The 16,554-nt window shown below is 55.2% G+C and carries 17 protein-coding genes and 1 pseudogene; 1 reads left to right on the forward strand and 17 read right to left on the reverse strand.

Going from position 1 to position 16,554, the window contains the following annotated elements:
• From T260_RS137100 to sppA, 13 genes and pseudogenes are all read right to left on the reverse strand, one after another.
• Positions 1–633 (reverse strand): acyl-CoA dehydrogenase family protein (locus tag T260_RS137100; RefSeq protein WP_023633308.1); only part of this gene is annotated, 633 nt, incomplete at its 3' end.
• A complete protein-coding gene (locus tag T260_RS137095; RefSeq protein ID WP_023633309.1) occupies positions 630–1,784 on the reverse strand; it encodes an acyl-CoA dehydrogenase family protein in 1,155 nt (384 codons plus the stop codon). The genes T260_RS137100 and T260_RS137095, both read right to left, overlap by 4 nt.
• A 32-nt stretch (positions 1,785–1,816) precedes the next feature.
• Positions 1,817–2,059 (reverse strand): annotated as a pseudogene (locus T260_RS1000000139340) (acyl-CoA dehydrogenase family protein); the annotation flags it as partial.
• Positions 2,023–3,558 carry a long-chain-fatty-acid--CoA ligase gene (locus T260_RS137090; protein WP_011232256.1) on the reverse strand — a complete coding sequence of 512 codons (1,536 nt, stop codon included), beginning with the start codon at positions 3,556–3,558 and terminating at the stop codon, positions 2,023–2,025. The gene T260_RS137090 and the pseudogene T260_RS1000000139340, both read right to left, overlap by 37 nt.
• Before the next feature lie 135 nt (positions 3,559–3,693).
• The gene (locus T260_RS137085; protein WP_011232257.1) at positions 3,694–4,044 is read right to left on the reverse strand and encodes an SCP2 sterol-binding domain-containing protein; all 351 of its coding nucleotides are present in this window, start codon (positions 4,042–4,044) and stop codon (positions 3,694–3,696) included.
• 136 nt (positions 4,045–4,180) lie between these two features.
• Positions 4,181–4,693 carry a hypothetical protein gene (locus T260_RS137080; protein WP_011232258.1) on the reverse strand — a complete coding sequence of 171 codons (513 nt, stop codon included), beginning with the start codon at positions 4,691–4,693 and terminating at the stop codon, positions 4,181–4,183.
• 232 nt (positions 4,694–4,925) lie between these two features.
• On the reverse strand, positions 4,926–6,116 hold the full coding sequence (locus T260_RS137070) for an acetate kinase (protein ID WP_011232259.1): 1,191 nt from the start codon (positions 6,114–6,116) through the stop codon (positions 4,926–4,928).
• Positions 6,117–6,495: 379 nt separating this feature from the next.
• On the reverse strand, positions 6,496–7,485 hold the full coding sequence (locus T260_RS137065; protein ID WP_021322113.1) for a class I SAM-dependent methyltransferase: 990 nt from the start codon (positions 7,483–7,485) through the stop codon (positions 6,496–6,498).
• Positions 7,486–7,604: 119 nt separating this feature from the next.
• A complete protein-coding gene (tpx, locus tag T260_RS137060) occupies positions 7,605–8,105 on the reverse strand; it encodes a thiol peroxidase (protein WP_011232261.1) in 501 nt (166 codons plus the stop codon).
• A gap of 124 nt (positions 8,106–8,229) precedes the next feature.
• Positions 8,230–8,694: a GerW family sporulation protein gene (gene ytfJ, locus T260_RS137055; protein ID WP_011232262.1), complete on the reverse strand. Its 465-nt coding sequence runs from the start codon at positions 8,692–8,694 to the stop codon at positions 8,230–8,232.
• An 11-nt stretch (positions 8,695–8,705) separates the two neighbouring features.
• Positions 8,706–9,395, reverse strand: coding sequence for a DUF2953 domain-containing protein (locus tag T260_RS137050; protein WP_011232263.1), 690 nt, complete (start codon positions 9,393–9,395; stop codon positions 8,706–8,708).
• A 109-nt stretch (positions 9,396–9,504) separates the two neighbouring features.
• On the reverse strand, positions 9,505–9,978 hold the full coding sequence (locus T260_RS137045; protein ID WP_023633310.1) for an RDD family protein: 474 nt from the start codon (positions 9,976–9,978) through the stop codon (positions 9,505–9,507).
• Positions 9,979–9,990: 12 nt separating this feature from the next.
• A complete protein-coding gene (sppA, locus tag T260_RS137040; RefSeq protein ID WP_023633311.1) occupies positions 9,991–10,998 on the reverse strand; it encodes a signal peptide peptidase SppA in 1,008 nt (335 codons plus the stop codon).
• Between the two features lie 109 nt (positions 10,999–11,107).
• Here sppA and T260_RS137035 point away from each other — a divergent pair, with 109 nt between their 5' ends.
• On the forward strand, positions 11,108–11,911 hold the full coding sequence (locus tag T260_RS137035; RefSeq protein ID WP_011232266.1) for an NAD kinase: 804 nt from the start codon (positions 11,108–11,110) through the stop codon (positions 11,909–11,911).
• 163 nt (positions 11,912–12,074) lie between these two features.
• Here the strand turns inward: T260_RS137035 and mbcS are convergent, their stop codons facing one another.
• The 4 genes from mbcS to T260_RS137015 form a co-directional block, all read right to left on the reverse strand.
• Positions 12,075–13,667 carry an acyl-CoA synthetase MbcS gene (mbcS, locus tag T260_RS137030; RefSeq protein WP_011232267.1) on the reverse strand — a complete coding sequence of 531 codons (1,593 nt, stop codon included), beginning with the start codon at positions 13,665–13,667 and terminating at the stop codon, positions 12,075–12,077.
• Between the two features lie 148 nt (positions 13,668–13,815).
• Positions 13,816–14,019: an alpha/beta-type small acid-soluble spore protein gene (locus T260_RS137025; RefSeq protein WP_011232268.1), complete on the reverse strand. Its 204-nt coding sequence runs from the start codon at positions 14,017–14,019 to the stop codon at positions 13,816–13,818.
• Between the two features lie 81 nt (positions 14,020–14,100).
• Positions 14,101–15,306 carry a tRNA uracil 4-sulfurtransferase ThiI gene (gene thiI, locus T260_RS137020; RefSeq protein ID WP_011232269.1) on the reverse strand — a complete coding sequence of 402 codons (1,206 nt, stop codon included), beginning with the start codon at positions 15,304–15,306 and terminating at the stop codon, positions 14,101–14,103.
• 4 nt (positions 15,307–15,310) lie between these two features.
• Entirely contained in the window at positions 15,311–16,456 is a 1,146-nt protein-coding gene (locus tag T260_RS137015) for a cysteine desulfurase family protein (RefSeq protein WP_011232270.1), read from the reverse strand.
• Positions 16,457–16,554: the final 98 nt, after the last annotated feature.

Raw genomic sequence — 16,554 nt, forward strand, 5'->3', positions numbered from 1 at the left:
TTTTCGGCTCGCTTTTAATCCCGGCGTCCCTTTTTCGACGACAAACGCCCGGTGCCCGGCGCGGCCCAACTTCGGATCAACCGTGGCGAACACGACGACCCAAGAAGCGCGGGCGCCGTTGGTGATGAAAATTTTTTGCCCGTTTAATACATAGCCGCCGTCCACTTTTTTCGCCGTCGTGCGGATGCCGGACGCGTCCGAGCCGGCTTCCGGTTCCGTCAAGGCGTAAGCTCCCCAGCGCGGCTCCTCCTTCGTGAAAATGGACAAAAACCGCCGTTTCTGCTCCGGCGTGCCGCTCGATTGAATCGGCGGCCCGCCAAGGCCAGGGCCGGGAAGGGAAAGGGCGATGCCTGGGCATCCCCACGCGAGCTCCTCAGCGGCGATGACGGCCACGCGGTTGCCTTCGCGCTCTTTTTTCTCTTTCTTTCCTTCCGCATGAGACGGCGGACGCCCTCCGCCAAACGAAGACGCATTCAGCTGGATGCCCATTTTGTTGACTTTTTGCAGCCATTCGTCCGGCACCCGCCCGAGCCGGTCGGCCTCCAGCGCGATCGGGCGCACTTCATGTTTAGCAAACCAATGAACGAGTTCTTTGATTTGTTTTTGCTGCGGTGAGAATTCAAAGGAAATCATGGCGCCACCCTCTCTTTCCGTTTGCCCAGCAGCTGTTCGCCGCGGCGGATGAGCCAGTCCGTTTCCCGGCCGTACAGCATCACTTGCGCTTCGGCGTCGCGCATCCATTTTTCGGCTGGGTATTCTTGCACGTACCCGTGCCCGCCGAGCATTTGCACGGCCTGATCGGTGACATAGCGCAGGGAACGATGAGCCCGCGACAACGCCCTCCAGGCGTAGCCGCCCGCCTGTTCATCCCCTTGGTCAACCGCAGCGGCCGCTTGCCATACAAGCAGTTTCGCCCCGCGGCATTCGAACGCCATCTCTGCGATCGTAAATGACACCCCTTGGAACTTGGCGATCTCTTGTCCGAACGCCTTTCTTCCCGCAGTGTATTCAATGGTGTAATCAAGCGCCGCCTCCATCAAGCCGACTTCCTTCGCCGCTTCGATGACTTGGTTTCGGGCGCGCACGCGGTTGAGCAATGCGTCCGCTTCCGGTCCGCGGGCAACGAGTTGTTCCGGACCGGCGTACACTTCCGCAAACCGAAGGCGAGCGATGCCGGCAGCAAGCAGCCCAAGCCTTATGTCTCCTTCTTCGATCTCCCATACTCGCTCATCAAAGGCGAGCAATACCGTTTCCTCTTCTTCGTCCCTAGCGGCGATGACCGCCCAGTCGGCTTTCGACGCCAAGCGGACTGGAGACGACACCCCGTCCACAATATATCCGCTGCCGCGCCGGCGCACGCGAATCGCTTCCTTCAGCGGTTCTTTTTGTTCCGCTTCGTCGATCCAGGAGACAGTCGGCCATCCGCCTTTCGCCATCTCCCGGTACCGGTGCCACACGCGGTGCTCGGAAGACAGACGAAAGAGGGAAGACGCCTCTTGCGCCCCCGGAAGCCCTTGAATGACGCCTAAATCGCCATAGCTGAGCCCTTGCCAAATGAGCGCTTGCGACAGAAGGGGCAGTTCCAAGCCTCCCCACGATTCCGGGAGCTCGAGCGCCGACAAGCCGAGCTCATCCACCCGGTCACTCAAGTCAGCCGAAACGGTCCGGCGTTTCTCACATTCTCTCGCGGCCGGCCGAATTTTCTCGACGGCAAGGCTGCGGGCGACTTGAAAAAACGCCTGTTCTTCTTCAGTCGGTNATCGCCATAGCTGAGCCCTTGCCAAATGAGCGCTTGCGACAGAAGGGGCAGTTCCAAGCCTCCCCACGATTCCGGGAGCTCGAGCGCCGACAAGCCGAGCTCATCCACCCGGTCACTCAAGTCAGCCGAAACGGTCCGGCGTTTCTCACATTCTCTCGCGGCCGGCCGAATTTTCTCGACGGCAAGGCTGCGGGCGACTTGAAAAAACGCCTGTTCTTCTTCAGTCGGTTGAAACGAAATCACCTTGTCCCTCTCCTTTTCCATTATGATTGGACAGCGGGAATAAACTCGCTGGCCCATTCACGCAGCTTCTTTTTGTCGATTTTGCCGATGATGTTTTTCGGCAGGTAGCCGACCTTTTTCAAAAAGCGCGGGCTTTTGTATTTCGCCACCCGCTTTTGGCAAAACTCGATCAGCTCCTCTTCGGTCACTTGGGACCCACGTCGGACGACGACATATGCGGCGACTTCTTCCCCCATTTTCGGCGAAGGGACGCCGACAACGCCGGCTTCAAGCACATCCGGATGGGACATAAGCAGTTCCTCGATATCGCGCGGATAAATGTTGAATCCGCCGCGAATGATGACATCTTTTTTCCGGTCGACGATAAACACGTACCCGTCTTCATCGATGCGCGCCATATCGCCGGTATACAGCCAGCCGTCGCGCAGCGCTTGGCGCGTCTCTTCGTCTTTTCCGTAGTAGCCTTGGAAAACGTTCGGGCCGGAAACAATCAGTTCTCCGACTTCGTTCGGCGGCAGGCGGTTGCCGTGTTCATCGACGACAGCCACTTGCACGCCAGGCAACGGAAGCCCGACCGACCCCGGCTTGATCGGCTTCGTCGGATCGGTCGCCGTCACAATCGGCGCCGCCTCGGACAGACCGTATCCCTCCAAAATCAGGCAATTGAACTTGCGTTGAAACTGCCAAGCGAGCGACGGCGGCAACGAAGCCGAGCCGGACACGCACGCGACCAAACTGGATGTGTCATAGCGGTCCGCCTCGGGGCAATAGCACAACGCATGGAACATCGCTGGCACCATCGCCGTATGCGTCACTCGATGCCGTTCGATTGTCTCCAGCACTTTTTTCGGCTCGAAATACGGCAGGAGGACGATCTTGTCGCCCAATAACAGCGCGACGTTCATCATCGTAAAACCGAACGCATGGGAGATCGGCAGCACGCCAAGACCGACGCGGTCATATTCGGTAGGCAGCCGCTTCGCCATCTCGGCCGCTGCTTCCGCGTTGGCATACAAATTGCGGTGCGTCAGCACGACCCCTTTCGGATGGCCGGTCGTTCCCGATGTGTAAAGCAAGGCGGCAGGGGCATTTTCGGTGACTGCCGCCAGCGGCATGCTGGCAGGAGCTTGCTCCATTCTTGTTCGCAGAGAGCGAGGTGAATGAGGATCGTCAATCGTAAACATCATCGGAGGCGCCGGCAAGCCATTGGCGGCCTCTTTCGCTTTCGCCCACAGCATTTCCGCCGTCAGCACAACTTTCGGTTCGCAGTCTTTAAAAATGTAATGGAGCTCCTGCGTCTGCAACAGCGGCAACACCGGCACGACAACCGCTCCTGCTTTCAAGACGCCGCTGAAGGCGACTACTACTTCTGGGCTGTTCGGCATCGTTACAACAACGCGGTCGCCCGGCTTGACCCCAAGTTCAATCAACGCATGAGCCAGCTGGGACGAACGGGCGTCGCAGTCCACGTTCGTATATTCGTTTCCTTCAAAAATCAGTGCCGGATAAGGACCGAACCGCTCGATATTTTTCGTCCAAACCGTTCGTAAATCCATTCCCCCGTCTCCTTTAACCAAATTAGGCGGGCCTGCGAAAAAGGCCAAGCCCGCCGCCTTTCGTCTCCTTCCTTCTGACGGTCGGCGCTGTTGTCAATGCACGGAAAAACATGCCGGCCGGCTTTCTTGTTGTGCTTATTGGTTTTGATTGGCGCTGTTGTAGGCGGACAGCACTTCTTGGAGCCGCAGCGCCAGCCCCATGTCCCCGTCAATGCGAAGCCGCCCGCTCATAAACGCTTCCGTTCCGTTGAGCTCGCCGTCCACCATTTTTTTAAAATCCTCGCTGTCCATGCTGAGCGTGCAATCAGGCGTTTCTTGCTCCCCTTCAATGACAAATCCAGCGTCTGGGCGAAGGACGACTTGGTACACCCCCGCATCAGACCCGCTTAAGTTAAACTGGTACACCGCGACAATCCCATCGGCGCGGGATGGGTCTTCCCTCAATTGCGAATCGATCAGTTGGAAAATGTCTCTTACCGTCGTCATCTTCATGGCCTCCTTAAAAATTTAGAACTGTCTGAAATTTCATTTTGTAATTTTACTATATCGCGTTTCCGTTTCATGTCCTATCCCGAAAATCGTCGGAACTTTCTTTCCTCCCTCGCGGCGCTCCCCGATGTTTTTACGCCTTTAAAGCATGGAGAAGCGCGCGCTCATCGATCAGTTCCAAATAGCGCCGATAAAGCGGAAACGCCGGCACGATGCGCGGCAACAGCTGCAACGCCTTCGCTTTCGATCCTTTTGCCTTCATTTTTCCGGTCATGAGCGCCAATGGAACGTTGATGTTGCCGCCCCAAAATTGGTGGGCGATATCGCCGGTCGTCTTGATGGCGACATCAGGCGCATCGATTGCCTGCCCGAAATAAATGGCGTAGTTTTCACCGGTTTCCGGCCGCCTCGCATCGATGCTGATGACCGCCTCCGGATCGGTCAAATAAAAGACGAACGCGGCGCGGGAACGGCGGATTTGTTCTCCAATCCGATTGATTTGCTCCACCTCGTTGCCGTATTCCTTATACGCTGGATGCCGCTCCCACCAGCTGCGCAGCTCAAATTCCGTCCTTGGGCGCGACGGAATTTGCATAAACTCGCCAATCACCCGATACACATGAGCATCATCACGAAACAATGCCATATCCGTTCACTCCCTTCAACCGAGTATGCACTCTCATTTTGGCGTGAAACAACGCCGCCGGCAATTCCGATGATTGCCGGGGAGACGAAAAACGCAAGACATCTCCGTCCGGAGTTGTTGAAACAAGAATCAAGCGCACCAAAGCGGCAAAACAAAAAAATGGCTGCCCCGTTTGTTTGGGGCAGCCGTTTTGGCCAAAATGGCTGCAACGATTCTTTTTATTACAATCCGCTTACAAATTCGCCAACCGCATGACGTCGCGGGCGATCATCAACTCTTCATTGGTCGGGATGACGAGCACTTTGACCGGCGAGTGCGGATAGCTGATGAACGCTTCCTTGCCGCGCACTTTGTTTAGGATGGGATCCCAGTAAACTCCCATAAACTCGAGGCCGCGCAACACTTTCGCCCGCACGACTTCGCTGTTCTCGCCGATGCCGGCGGTGAAGATGATGGCATCGACTCCGCACATGCGCGCCGCATACGAGCCGATGTACTTATGAATGCGGTTCGCAAACACTTCAAGTGCCAGTTCCGCGCGCTCATTTCCTTCGGCGGCCGCTTTTTCCAAGTCGCGCAAATCGCTCGAGATGCCGGACAGACCGAGCATGCCGCTCTTTTTGTTCAGCACTTCAATCACTTCATCCGCAGTCATTCCCGTTTTTTCCATAATGTACGGGATGAGCGCCGGGTCGATGTTGCCGGAGCGCGTTCCCATCGCCACGCCGGCTAATGGCGTAAAGCCCATGGACGTGTCGATCGACTTGCCGCCCTCAACCGCCGCGATGCTCGCCCCGTTGCCTAAATGGCACGAGATGAGGCGCAGCTGTTCGATCGGTCGGCCGAGAAGCTCCGCCGCCCGCTGGGTGACGTATTTGTGCGACGTGCCGTGGAATCCGTACTTGCGGATGCCGAATTTCGTGTAATACTCATATGGCAAGCTGTATAAAAACGACTGTTCCGGCATCGTCTGGTGGAACGCCGTGTCAAACACCGCCACGGCCGGCACGTCCGGCAGCACTTCCTGAAACGCCCGAATGCCGACGAGGTTGGCCGGGTTATGGAGCGGGGCGAGCTCGGACACTTCTTCAATTTGCTTGATGACGTCCTCGGTGATGAGCACCGAATCACTGAACTTCTCCCCGCCGTGGACGACGCGGTGCCCGATGCCGTCAATTTCGTCAAACGAACGGATAATGCCGTAGCGAATGAGCTTATCAAGCAGCATTTTAACGGCCGCGGCATGATCCGGAATCGCCGTCACTTCTTGATGTTTTTCACCGTTTACGACAATGGTGAAAATCGCGTCGTCAAAGCCGATCCGTTCGACGACCCCTTTGGTCAACACCGTTTCTGCCGGCATCTCAAACAGCTGGAATTTCAACGAGGAACTTCCCGCATTAATGGCTAGCACTTTCGCCATCGAAAACACAGCTCCTTTTTTGCCAAAATCCGCTCGCGCTTACCGTTAGTGTGCGCGATTGGGCGCCGTTTCACTATGCCTTTTTCATTGTATGCCTCCCGTTTTCGCGTTTCAAGCGCGGCTTTGTTTCGCAACCGGTTGCAAGAAAAAGTTTTTATGTTGTGAAAAATGAAAACGGAGCTGACCGAAAAGGTCGGTGAAAAACAGCGATTCTTCGATGAAGAAAAGAGCAACATTTATCATCTTGAGCCGAGAAGACCCCCCACTTCCACGCGTGAGCGCAAGGGGAGGAAGATGCAACCTCTCGTTTTGTGAAGGGGCTTGACGGCCTATACGGTGATCAAAAAGGGCGTCCCGCTGCGTTTGGGACACCCTTTCGTCAACATTCTTTTTCCTCGGTGATCCAGGCGTCGATTTTCGCCATCATCGCCTGCATCGCCGATTTGTTGGAAAACCGCGGCAGCTCGACAAGCAGCACGTGTTTTGGCTTTTTGACGTTCGGCCCTTTCTTTTGCAAAATCAACACGCTTTTTGCCGCCTGATCGTTTTTAAACATCGACAGCGGCAGCTGCAAGACTCCTTGGACAATGGCCGCCTCTTTTAAAAATTCGTTCAGCTGCCCCGCCTGCGGGCTCGAGAACAACATATTCGGGATGAGGAAAAACAAGTAGCCGCCCTCTTTCGTATAGCGCAAGCTTTGCTCGATGAACAAATGATGGGCATACGACCGGCCTTCCTTCGCTTTTAAGGCGAAGCGGGCGGCATTGTCGTCATCCGGGTAATAGCCGACCGGCAGATCGCAGACGACGACGTCAACCGGCTCAACAAACAGCGGCCTTAGGCTGTCTTGGTTAAACAGCTGCACCGGATGCTTTTGCAAGTTCGCGTTGACGTACGCCAATTTGACAAGCAGATCATCGACATCGCTGCCGTAGCTCGCCGCCTGTTTTCCTCGAAGGCCGTTTAACACCGCCGTCAATAAATTCGCCGTGCCGACGGCCGGGTCGAGGATCTTAAGCGCCAAATGCGAGCGCGTAAACTCGCGGACCAAATACGCCAAAAACAAACTGACCGCATCCGGAGTCATTTGGTGGTGCGGCTGAACATGCTTGCGCATCCCTTTTAACACCGCAAGCTGAAACGCCTTGCGGATTTCTTCGTTTTGAAACCGTTCCAGCATCAGTTCGCGATACTGCTTTTTCAGCCGTTTCGCGTTCAGCTCGCTCACTTCGCTTTGCAGCACGTCGCCGTGGAACAAATTCTCCCCCGTCTCCGCGACGGCTTCTAAATACGTGCATTGCAATTCTTCTTGCAAAAGTTGGGCCGTTTCATCGAATACCGTGAACAACCGTTCGACTGGCGTCATCATCTGTACGTCCCCACCTTTCTGCCAACGTCCCTTCTGTATATTGTACGACCGTCCGCCTCGCGCCGCAAGAAAAGCGCCGATAGGAACGAAAAGGCCCCGAACGGGTCGGGGCCTTTTCATTATTTCGCCGCTTTCGCCGCTTCAATCGCCGCTTCGTAGTTCGGATGGTTCGTCACTTCCGGCACGTATTCGACATACGTCACTGTGTCATTGCTGTCGATGACAAACACGGCGCGGGCAAGCAGGCGCAGTTCTTTGATCAAGACGCCGTATGCTTGTCCGAACGAAACATCGCGATGGTCGGACAACACTTGAACGTTCTCAATGCCGGCGGCGCCGCACCACCGCTTTTGCGCAAACGGCAAATCGACGCTGATCGTCAACACTTTCACATTGTCGAGCTTTGCCGCTTCCTCGTTAAACCGGCGCGTTTGCGCGTCGCAAACTCCGGTGTCGAGCGACGGAACGACGCTGATCAGGCGGACGTGCCCTTTCGTATCCGCGAGCGTCACTTCCTGCAAGTTTTGATCAAGCACGGTGAAATCCGGCGCTTTGTCGCCGACTTTCACTTCGTTGCCGACAAGCGTCACCGGCTGCCCTTTAAACGTCACATAGGCCATGGGTTCTCTCCCCCTTTAGAGAAAATATGTACTACTTCCATACTAAAACGCGGAACGGAATTTTTCAACGATTTTGTCCGTTCATGACAGCAGACAAACAAAAGGCCGGACGCCAACGGTCCGGCTAAATGTCAAAGTCGTCTGCTTTTTGGCCTGCGGCGCCGTCTTTCTTGTTTTTCTTCAGCATCGCCTGAATCTTCTCAAACGCCTGCGGCGCGACATCGAGAATTTTTTCGTATAAGTGCGTGCTTTCATCCAAATGGAGCAGCTTCACCCCGGACGAGTTGACGACGAGAAACGCAATCGGCGTAATCGAGACGCCGCCGCCGCTGCCGCCGCCAAACGGATGTCCGTTCCCTTGGGCCTGCCCGTTCCCGTCGGCTTGCGCCCCTTGGCGGCCATTTTGTTGGCCGTCAAGCATAAACTCGCTGCCGCCGGCGGCAAAGCCAAACCCGACTTTCGAAACGGTCAAAATGACACTGCCGTCAGGCGTCTCCACCGGGTCGCCGATAATCGTATTGACGTCGATCATTTGTTTTAAGTTTTCCATCGCTGTTGTCATCAGCCCTTGAATCGGATGGTTCGTCATCGTCATTCCTCCTAGTAGCCTTCATTTGCCTGCTTGGCCGCCAATGGGTTTCGCTTTGGCAGCCGCCGTCCGCGCCAATGTTTGACCACTCGCAATCCTGCTACCATAGCATGCCCGATTCGAAACTGAATCATACATAAAAACACCGTTTCCGAAGCGGCCCGATCGTAGGCCGGAACGATGACGACAGCCGGAGTTGTTTTCATGTTCATATAGCGGCTCGCCGCGCCGATGATCATGTATTTCAGCGACCAGCCAAGCCCCACGAGCAAGCCGGTTGACGCGGCGTCGCCGGTGCCGATTCTCGTTTTCCACTCCCATTTCGTAATCGTCACGTGGCGATAAAATTGTTTCATAATTTCATGCAAGTCGACGACTTGCTCGAGAAACCGTTTCAGCTGTCGAAACAGGTCAGCGATTTTTTTTAGGGTCAATTTCCCTTTCTTTTCCTCCTTCCCGCGCGTTCCCTCCACTCCTTTTTTCTGGAGAAACGCCACTCCCGGCGCATCCGGATCCATGTCCAGCTTGATGAACGGAATGCGGACAGTATAGCGGAGGAGGCCAAACAGCGTGCGCACCACGATTTTGCATTCATCGTCGTCTTTCACATGGCGAAACACGACCGTCACCGATACTTTCATCCAGGCGACGAGAAGAAGCAAAAGAACAACCGTTGCGATGACCGCGATGACTGCTTTCAATGTCCGCCCTCCCTTTCATCATACATTGTCGCCATCTGGAAAAAAAATAAACCTGCCGTTTCGGCAGGCGGACATTGGTTGACGTTCTGTTCTTGATGCAGGCGGATTGTTACTCGCGGACGACGATCGTATCCGCGAACTGGTCATGCATCCCTTTTTTCTTTTCGGAAAACGCAACAAACAAAAAACCGATGAACAGCAATTTTTTCGCGATGAATTTGCCGACGACTTCGCGAAACAACACGGTCAGCCAGGTGAGCGGCTCGCCGCGCTCATCGACCACTTTTAAGCCGAACACCATTTTGCCAAGCGTCTGCCCAAACGCTTTCGTCATCAACACGAAATAGGCGTAAAAGACGACGGCGGCCGCGACCGTCGCTGGCGCGAACAAACCGTCCTGCGCAAGCGGCCAATCGAACAGGCGAAAAAGCGGCCAAACGATGAGCCGGTTGAGGCTCGAGACAACAATGACATCAAGGCAATACGCCCAAAAACGAAGCCAAAAGCCGCCGTAGCAGAGGGGGCGCTCTGCCGGCGGGAGATGATGATCCGCCAGCGTCGCCGTTATTTGCATGTCCGTCATGTTTCCACTCCTTTATTCGGCGTATAAATACATAAGCCGCGGCGAGGAAGGGCGCGACAACAGGCGGATGAGCCCGGCCGCCTCGCTGTCCGGCTTCATCCGGTTCGACACCATCTCAAAGAGAGAGCTCCACGGCGCATCGTTCACGTATTTTACGACTTGAGCGCCGGTTAAATGATGCTCTTTTTTGAGCGCAGCGATCGCGTCATCCAAGTAGCCGAACTCGTCGACAAGGCGGAGCTCCTTCGCCTGTCGCCCGTCATAAATGCGGCCGTCCGCCAGCTTGCGCACCGTGTCTTCCGGCAGCTTTCTCCCTTTGGCTACCACATCAACAAACGCATCATACGAATCATTGATCAGCCGCTGCAAAATCTCCCGTTCCGCTTCGGTCATTTTGCGCGCCGGATTCATGATGTCTTTGTACGGCCCGCTTTTGATCGTGACAAGCTCCACGCCGTACTTCTTTGCCAGCCCTTCATAGTTGACGCTTTGCATGATGACGCCGATGGAGCCGGTGATCGTCTCCGGGCTGGCGAAAATTTTATCGCCGGCCGCAGCGATATAGTAACCGCCCGAGGCGGCCATGGCCCCCATCGATACGTAAATCGGCTTGTTCGTCTTCTTTTTCAGCTTCATCAGCTGATCGTAAATTTCCGCGCTTTCCGCGACACCGCCGCCCGGCGAATTGATGCGCAAGATGATCGCTTTGACGTCTTGATCCTCTTTCGCCTGTTTGATCATTTGCAAAAACGTTTGGTGGTTGTACTGTGATGAGGAAAGAAGCGACTCCGCTTCCCCCGCATCTTGAATAACTCCGTTCACTTCCAACACAGCGATTTTTTTCAACGGGTCGCCCTCGGCGATGACTTCTTCGCTAAATGGCGACTCCATGAGCGCCAGCCAGCTTTCCGACCAGCCGCCGGCCTTGTCGGACAAAAGAACGCCAACCGCTTGAACAAGCACCGAGATCACAAACAAGGCGGCGGCGATGGCCAACGCGGTCCATCGTTTTCGATTCATCGTCTTCCCCCCTGCATCGGCTGCCCATATTTTTAGAATCCTGGCAAACGTGGTACAATATTCATTGTACATCGATTGATTAGATGATGCCATCGGGAGGACGCAAAACATGGATATGGAACGCAACCGTCTTTATTTTTTTTATAAGCGCGACGACAAGCTCATCGAACGGGTGAAGCCGCTCATTGAGCTGGCAGAGCGCGGTCCGTTTGTGGTCGTCGACGACTATCGGGAAGCGAACATCATCGTCAGCATCGGGGATGACGGCGCGTTTTTGCAGGCGGTGCGGCAGACGGGATTTCTTCCTGACCGTTTGTACGTCGGCGTGTCCGTCTTGCCGGCGCGCGGGTTTTACTGCGATTTCCATATTGACGACATCGATCATATGGTGGAAGCGGCGAAAAATTGGAAACTCGAAGTGCGGCGCTACCCAATCATCGAAGTGACGATCGACGGCGCGGCTTCGTTTTTCTGCTTAAACGAATGTTCGATCCGCTCGCAAATCATTAAAACGATGGCGATCGACGTTTTCATCGACGACTTGCATTTCGAGACGTTCCGCGGCGACGGCATCATCGTTTCGACGCCGACCGGCAGCACCGGCTACAATAAATCGGTGCACGGAGCGGTCGTCGATCCGCTCTTGCCGTGCTTTCAAGTGAGCGAACTCGCCTCGCTCAACAGCAACCGCTATCGGACGCTCGGCTCGCCGTTCATTTTGAGCGGCTCGCGGACGTTGACGCTGAAAATGTCGGAAGAAACAAGCCATTTTCCAATCATCGGCCTCGACAATGAAGCGCTCAGCATCCAGCATATTGAGCGGATTGACATTCGTTTAAGCGACCGGGTGGTCAAAACGGTGCGCCTAAAAGACAATTCGTTCTGGGATAAAGTGAAACGCGTCTTTTTGTGAAGCGTGTGTCTGTTCTCCCGGCGAAACACCGGATCTAAAATGGCGAATCCGTTCGACGCGCATGCGGCAAGAGGGTGTCTCGCAACGAGACACCCTCTTGTTTGGCCGCTGTGCGGACATCGCTCCGCTTCTGGCAACGGCCAGCTCAATCGGCTCTTTCTGCTTACAACGACCGGCCGGCAAGGCGGGCTTCCCGCTCGCGCAGCTCGACGCGGCGGATTTTTCCGGACGCCGTTTTCGGCAAATCGTCGACAAACTCGATTTTGCGCGGGTATTTGTACGGCGCCGTCAACTGTTTCACATGTTCTTGCAGGGCCGGAATCAGAGACGGATCGTCTTTGTCGACCCCGTCGCGCAGCACGACAAACGCTTTGACAACATGGCCGCGCACTTCATCCGGACTGGCGACGACGGCGCACTCTTTTACGGCTGGGTGCTTGACAAGCGCGTCTTCGACTTCAAACGGGCCGATCGTATAGCCGGCGCTGATGATGATGTCATCCCCGCGGCCTTCAAACCAGAAATAGCCGTCTTCGTCTTTGCGCGCTTTGTCTCCCGTAATGTAGTAGTCGCCGCGGAACTGCATCGCTGTCCGCTCCGGATCTTTGTAATAATACTTAAACAGCGCCGGCGTTTCGATATGGACGGCGATGTCGCCGACTTGTCCGGGCGGGCACGGCTCGCCGTTTTCATCGATAATTTCGACGCGGTTGCCTGGCGTCGGTTTCCCCATCGAACCCGGCTTGATGGGCATTCCTTTCATGACGCCGACAAGCAGCGTGTTTTCTGTCTGGCCGTAGCCGTCGCGCACTTCGACGCCGAAATGCTTGGCAAACGTGTCGATCACTTCGCGGTTGAGCGGCTCTCCGGCGGACACGGCGCTGTGCAAATGAGATAGATGATAGCGGCCGATGTCCGGCACTTTCGCCATCAAACGATACTCGGTTGGCGTGCAGCACAGCACATTGATGTTGTATTTTTCCAATAGCTGCAAATATGTTTCCGGCTCAAAGCGGCCGTAGTAGACGAAACCGGTCGCCCCCGAGCCGAGCACCGATAAAAACGGGCTCCAAATCCATTTTTGCCATCCCGGTCCGGCCGTCGCCCAAACGAGGTCGCCTTCTTCAATGCACAGCCAGTTTTTCGCAGCCGTGCGCAAGTGGGCGTACGCCCAACCATGGCAATGGACGACCCCTTTCGGATTGCCGGTCGTGCCGGATGTGTACGACAAAAACGCCATATCATCGCGCGAGGTATCCGCCGCCTCGAGCGTTTCGCTCTCTTTGGCCATGGCGTCTTCAAGCGGAATCCATCCGTCCCGGGGTTCCCCGATGACGAACTTCGTCAAACGTTCGATGCCGTCAATCGGCGCAAATTCGTCCGTATACGGCGCATAAGCGACAACCGCTTTCGCTTCGCTATGGACGAGCCGATATTGCAAATCCTTTGTCCGCAGCATCTCCGAGCTTGGGATGACGACAAGCCCGGCTTTGAGCGCCCCTATATACACTTCGTATGTTTCAATGAGGCGCGGCATCATGACGAGCACTTTATCGCCTTTTTCGAGCCCATGTGATAAGAAAGCGTTTCCAATTTGGTTGGCGCGCGCCATCAAGCGGCCGTATGTAATCTCTTTCGTTTCGCCTTGCTCGCTCTCCCATTTCAACGCGATCCGGTCCGGGTCGGCGGCCGCATGCCGTTCCATTTCCGATGTTAAATTGTAGCGCTCGGGAGCAATCAAGTCTTCCCGCCTCATCGTTCCTCTCCCCCTCTGTCTTGTTTCGCCTTGGTCGGCATCTCTATTATACAAAATAGTCGTTCTATTTTGAATACCGTTTTTCTCATATGAAAGCGGCGGGGAATGCCCCCGCCGCGTAAGCCATCAGTAAGCCATCATTATGAAATTAGAATTGGCGTGCGCCGCCCAATTGTTGCTGCGCCATGGCTACGAGACGTTTCGTGATCTCGCCGCCGACCGAACCGTTGGCGCGCGAAGTCGTGTCAGCGCCTAAGTTCACGCCAAATTCTTGAGCGATCTCATATTTCATTTGCTCCAGCGCTTGTTGCGCACCCGGAACAAGCAGTTGATTGCTGTTGTTGCGTGCCATCTGTTTTCACCTCCTTGTACCTATAGAATGTGTGAAAACAGATGGCGATATGCAGCGATGCTTTTTGGTAAATTTTGAGATTCAAAACAGCTCGGCAAACTCATCGCCCTGCCCTGTTTCTTCATCAATGACGAGCGTTTCTGTGTCATTGACTGCCTTTTCCAGAAGCGGAGCGAGGTCGAGCTGGCTCTCATAATGGAACACTTTTTCTTTTTTTGGCTTCGTTTTCGGCGCTCTTGGCGTAAAAATGGTGCAACAGTCTTCATACGGAAGAATGGAAATATCATGTGTGCCGATTTGCTTCGCCAGCTCGATAATTTCAAGTTTATCCATCGAAACAAGCGGGCGCAAAATCGGGGTATTGGTCACCTCATTGATCACGTACATGCTTTCTAGCGTCTGGCTCGCGACTTGGCCGAGGCTTTCGCCTGTGACAATCGCCAACGCCCGCTGGCGGCGGCGCAGCGCGTCGGTGATCCTAAGCATCGCCCGCCGAGTGGAAATGAGCGAGTACTCGTTCGGAACTCCTTGATAAATGGCTTGCTGCACTTCCGTAAACGGCACGATGTGAAGCTTGATTCTCCCGCCGTATGTCGTCAACTTGCGCACGAGGTCAATCACTTTTTGCTTCGCCCGTTCGCTTGTAAACGGCGGGCTGAAAAAGTGGACGGCCTCGATTTCCAAACCGCGCTTCATCGCCAAATAACCAGCAACCGGGCTGTCGATGCCGCCGGAGAGCATGAGCATCGCCTTGCCGCTCGTTCCGACCGGCAGGCCGCCGGCGCCGAAAATGTCGCGGCACGTGACATATGTCCCGTCTTGGCGCACTTCAATGCGCACGTCAATATCCGGCTCGCGCACGTTGACCCTAAGCCCGTCCGTCTGCCGCAAAATATGCGCCCCCACCTCGTAGTTCAGCTCGTCGCTTCGATACGGAAACTGCTTATCGACGCGGCGGGCGCTCACTTTAAACGTTTTTCCTTTGTATGGGAGCTGGCGGACGGCGGCGAGCGCCGTTTCCTTAATGGCGTCCAGATCGTTTTCGCACTTCATCGCCAGGCTGAACGAATGAATGCCAAAAACGGTTTTCAGCTTTTCGATGATCGGTTCATGCGGCTCGCCGTTTAATAAAATGTACATTCGGTCGCGCATATATTCAATCTGAATCCGCTCGAACGCCTGCAGTTTGCGGGCAATGTTGTTTTTAAGACGCCGGACGAAGATGTTCCGATTTTTTCCTTTCGTCGTCATTTCTCCGTAGCGGATCAAAATGCGGTCATAGTTCATCATCTTATTCCGTTACCTCGCTTAATGTTTTGATCGCCTGCTTGATCGCTGCCACCGCCGGCGCGATTTCTTCCCGGCTGTTGTCAAACGACAAGCTGATGCGAATGCCGCGCTCGGCTCGGTCTTCACCAAGCCCCATGGCCAAAAGCGTCTTGCTCGGCGCCTTTTTTTTCGATGAACAGGCTGACGTCGTCGAAACGTAGATTCCGCTTTTTTCCAGTTCGTGAACAAACACTTCCGGCTTCACGCCGCGCTTTAACGAAAAGTTGATGATATGAGGAGCGGCGCCATCGCGCGGCGTGTTGATCTCGATGTCTGGAATCGCCAAGAGCGCTTCAAGCCACTCGTCTTTCAATGCTTGAAGCCGGCCGATGTCCCGCTCGTAGCGCTCGAGCGCCAAGCGAAGCGCCTTCGCCATCGCGACGATGGCGGCGACATTTTCCGTTCCGGACCGAAGCTGCCGCTCCTGCCCGCCGCCGGCAATCAACGGCGCCAAGCGGACGCCTTCACGGACGTAAAGCAAGCCGGCGCCGCGCAATCCGTGAAATTTATGCGCCGATATCGTGCATAAATCGACACCGGCTTGCTTCAAGTCGAGCGGCACTTTGCTGATCCCTTGCACCCGATCGACGTGAAACAATGTTTTCGGATAGCGGGACAAGAGGGCGCCGATTTCTTCGATCGGCTGCACCGTGCCAACTTCGTTATTGACGTGCATGACCGACACGAGAATCGTATCGTCGCGCAGCGCGCGTTCCACTTGCTCAACCGATACCCTTCCTTCGCGGTCGACCGGCAAGTACGTCACCTCAAAACCAAGCTCCTCAAGCTGGCGGCACGGTTCAGCGACAGACGGATGCTCGATTTTCGTCGTAATGATATGCCGGCCGCGCCGCTGATATTGCCAGGCGACCCCTTTGATGGCGAAATTGTTCGCCTCCGTTCCGCCGGAGGTAAAAACGATTTCGTTCGGCTTAACGCGCAGCATGGCGGCGATTTGTTCACGCGCCTGCGCCAAAAGCCGCTCCGCCTTCATGCCCAGCCCATGGAGCGACGACGGATTGGCAAAATAGTTCGTTGCGACGGCGACGAACGAATCGATCACCTCGGGAAATGGTTTGGTCGTCGCACTGTTGTCAAGATAAATCATCGCTTCCATCCTCCGCTCATTGTCGGCAAAATATCGCTGTACATCGTCCATCTTAACCAAAACAGGCGCCAATCGACAACGAAAACACACCGTCATTT

The sequence above is a fragment of the Geobacillus thermopakistaniensis genome (assembly GCF_000498995.1).
Classification (GTDB): Bacteria; Bacillota; Bacilli; order Bacillales; family Anoxybacillaceae; genus Geobacillus; species Geobacillus thermoleovorans.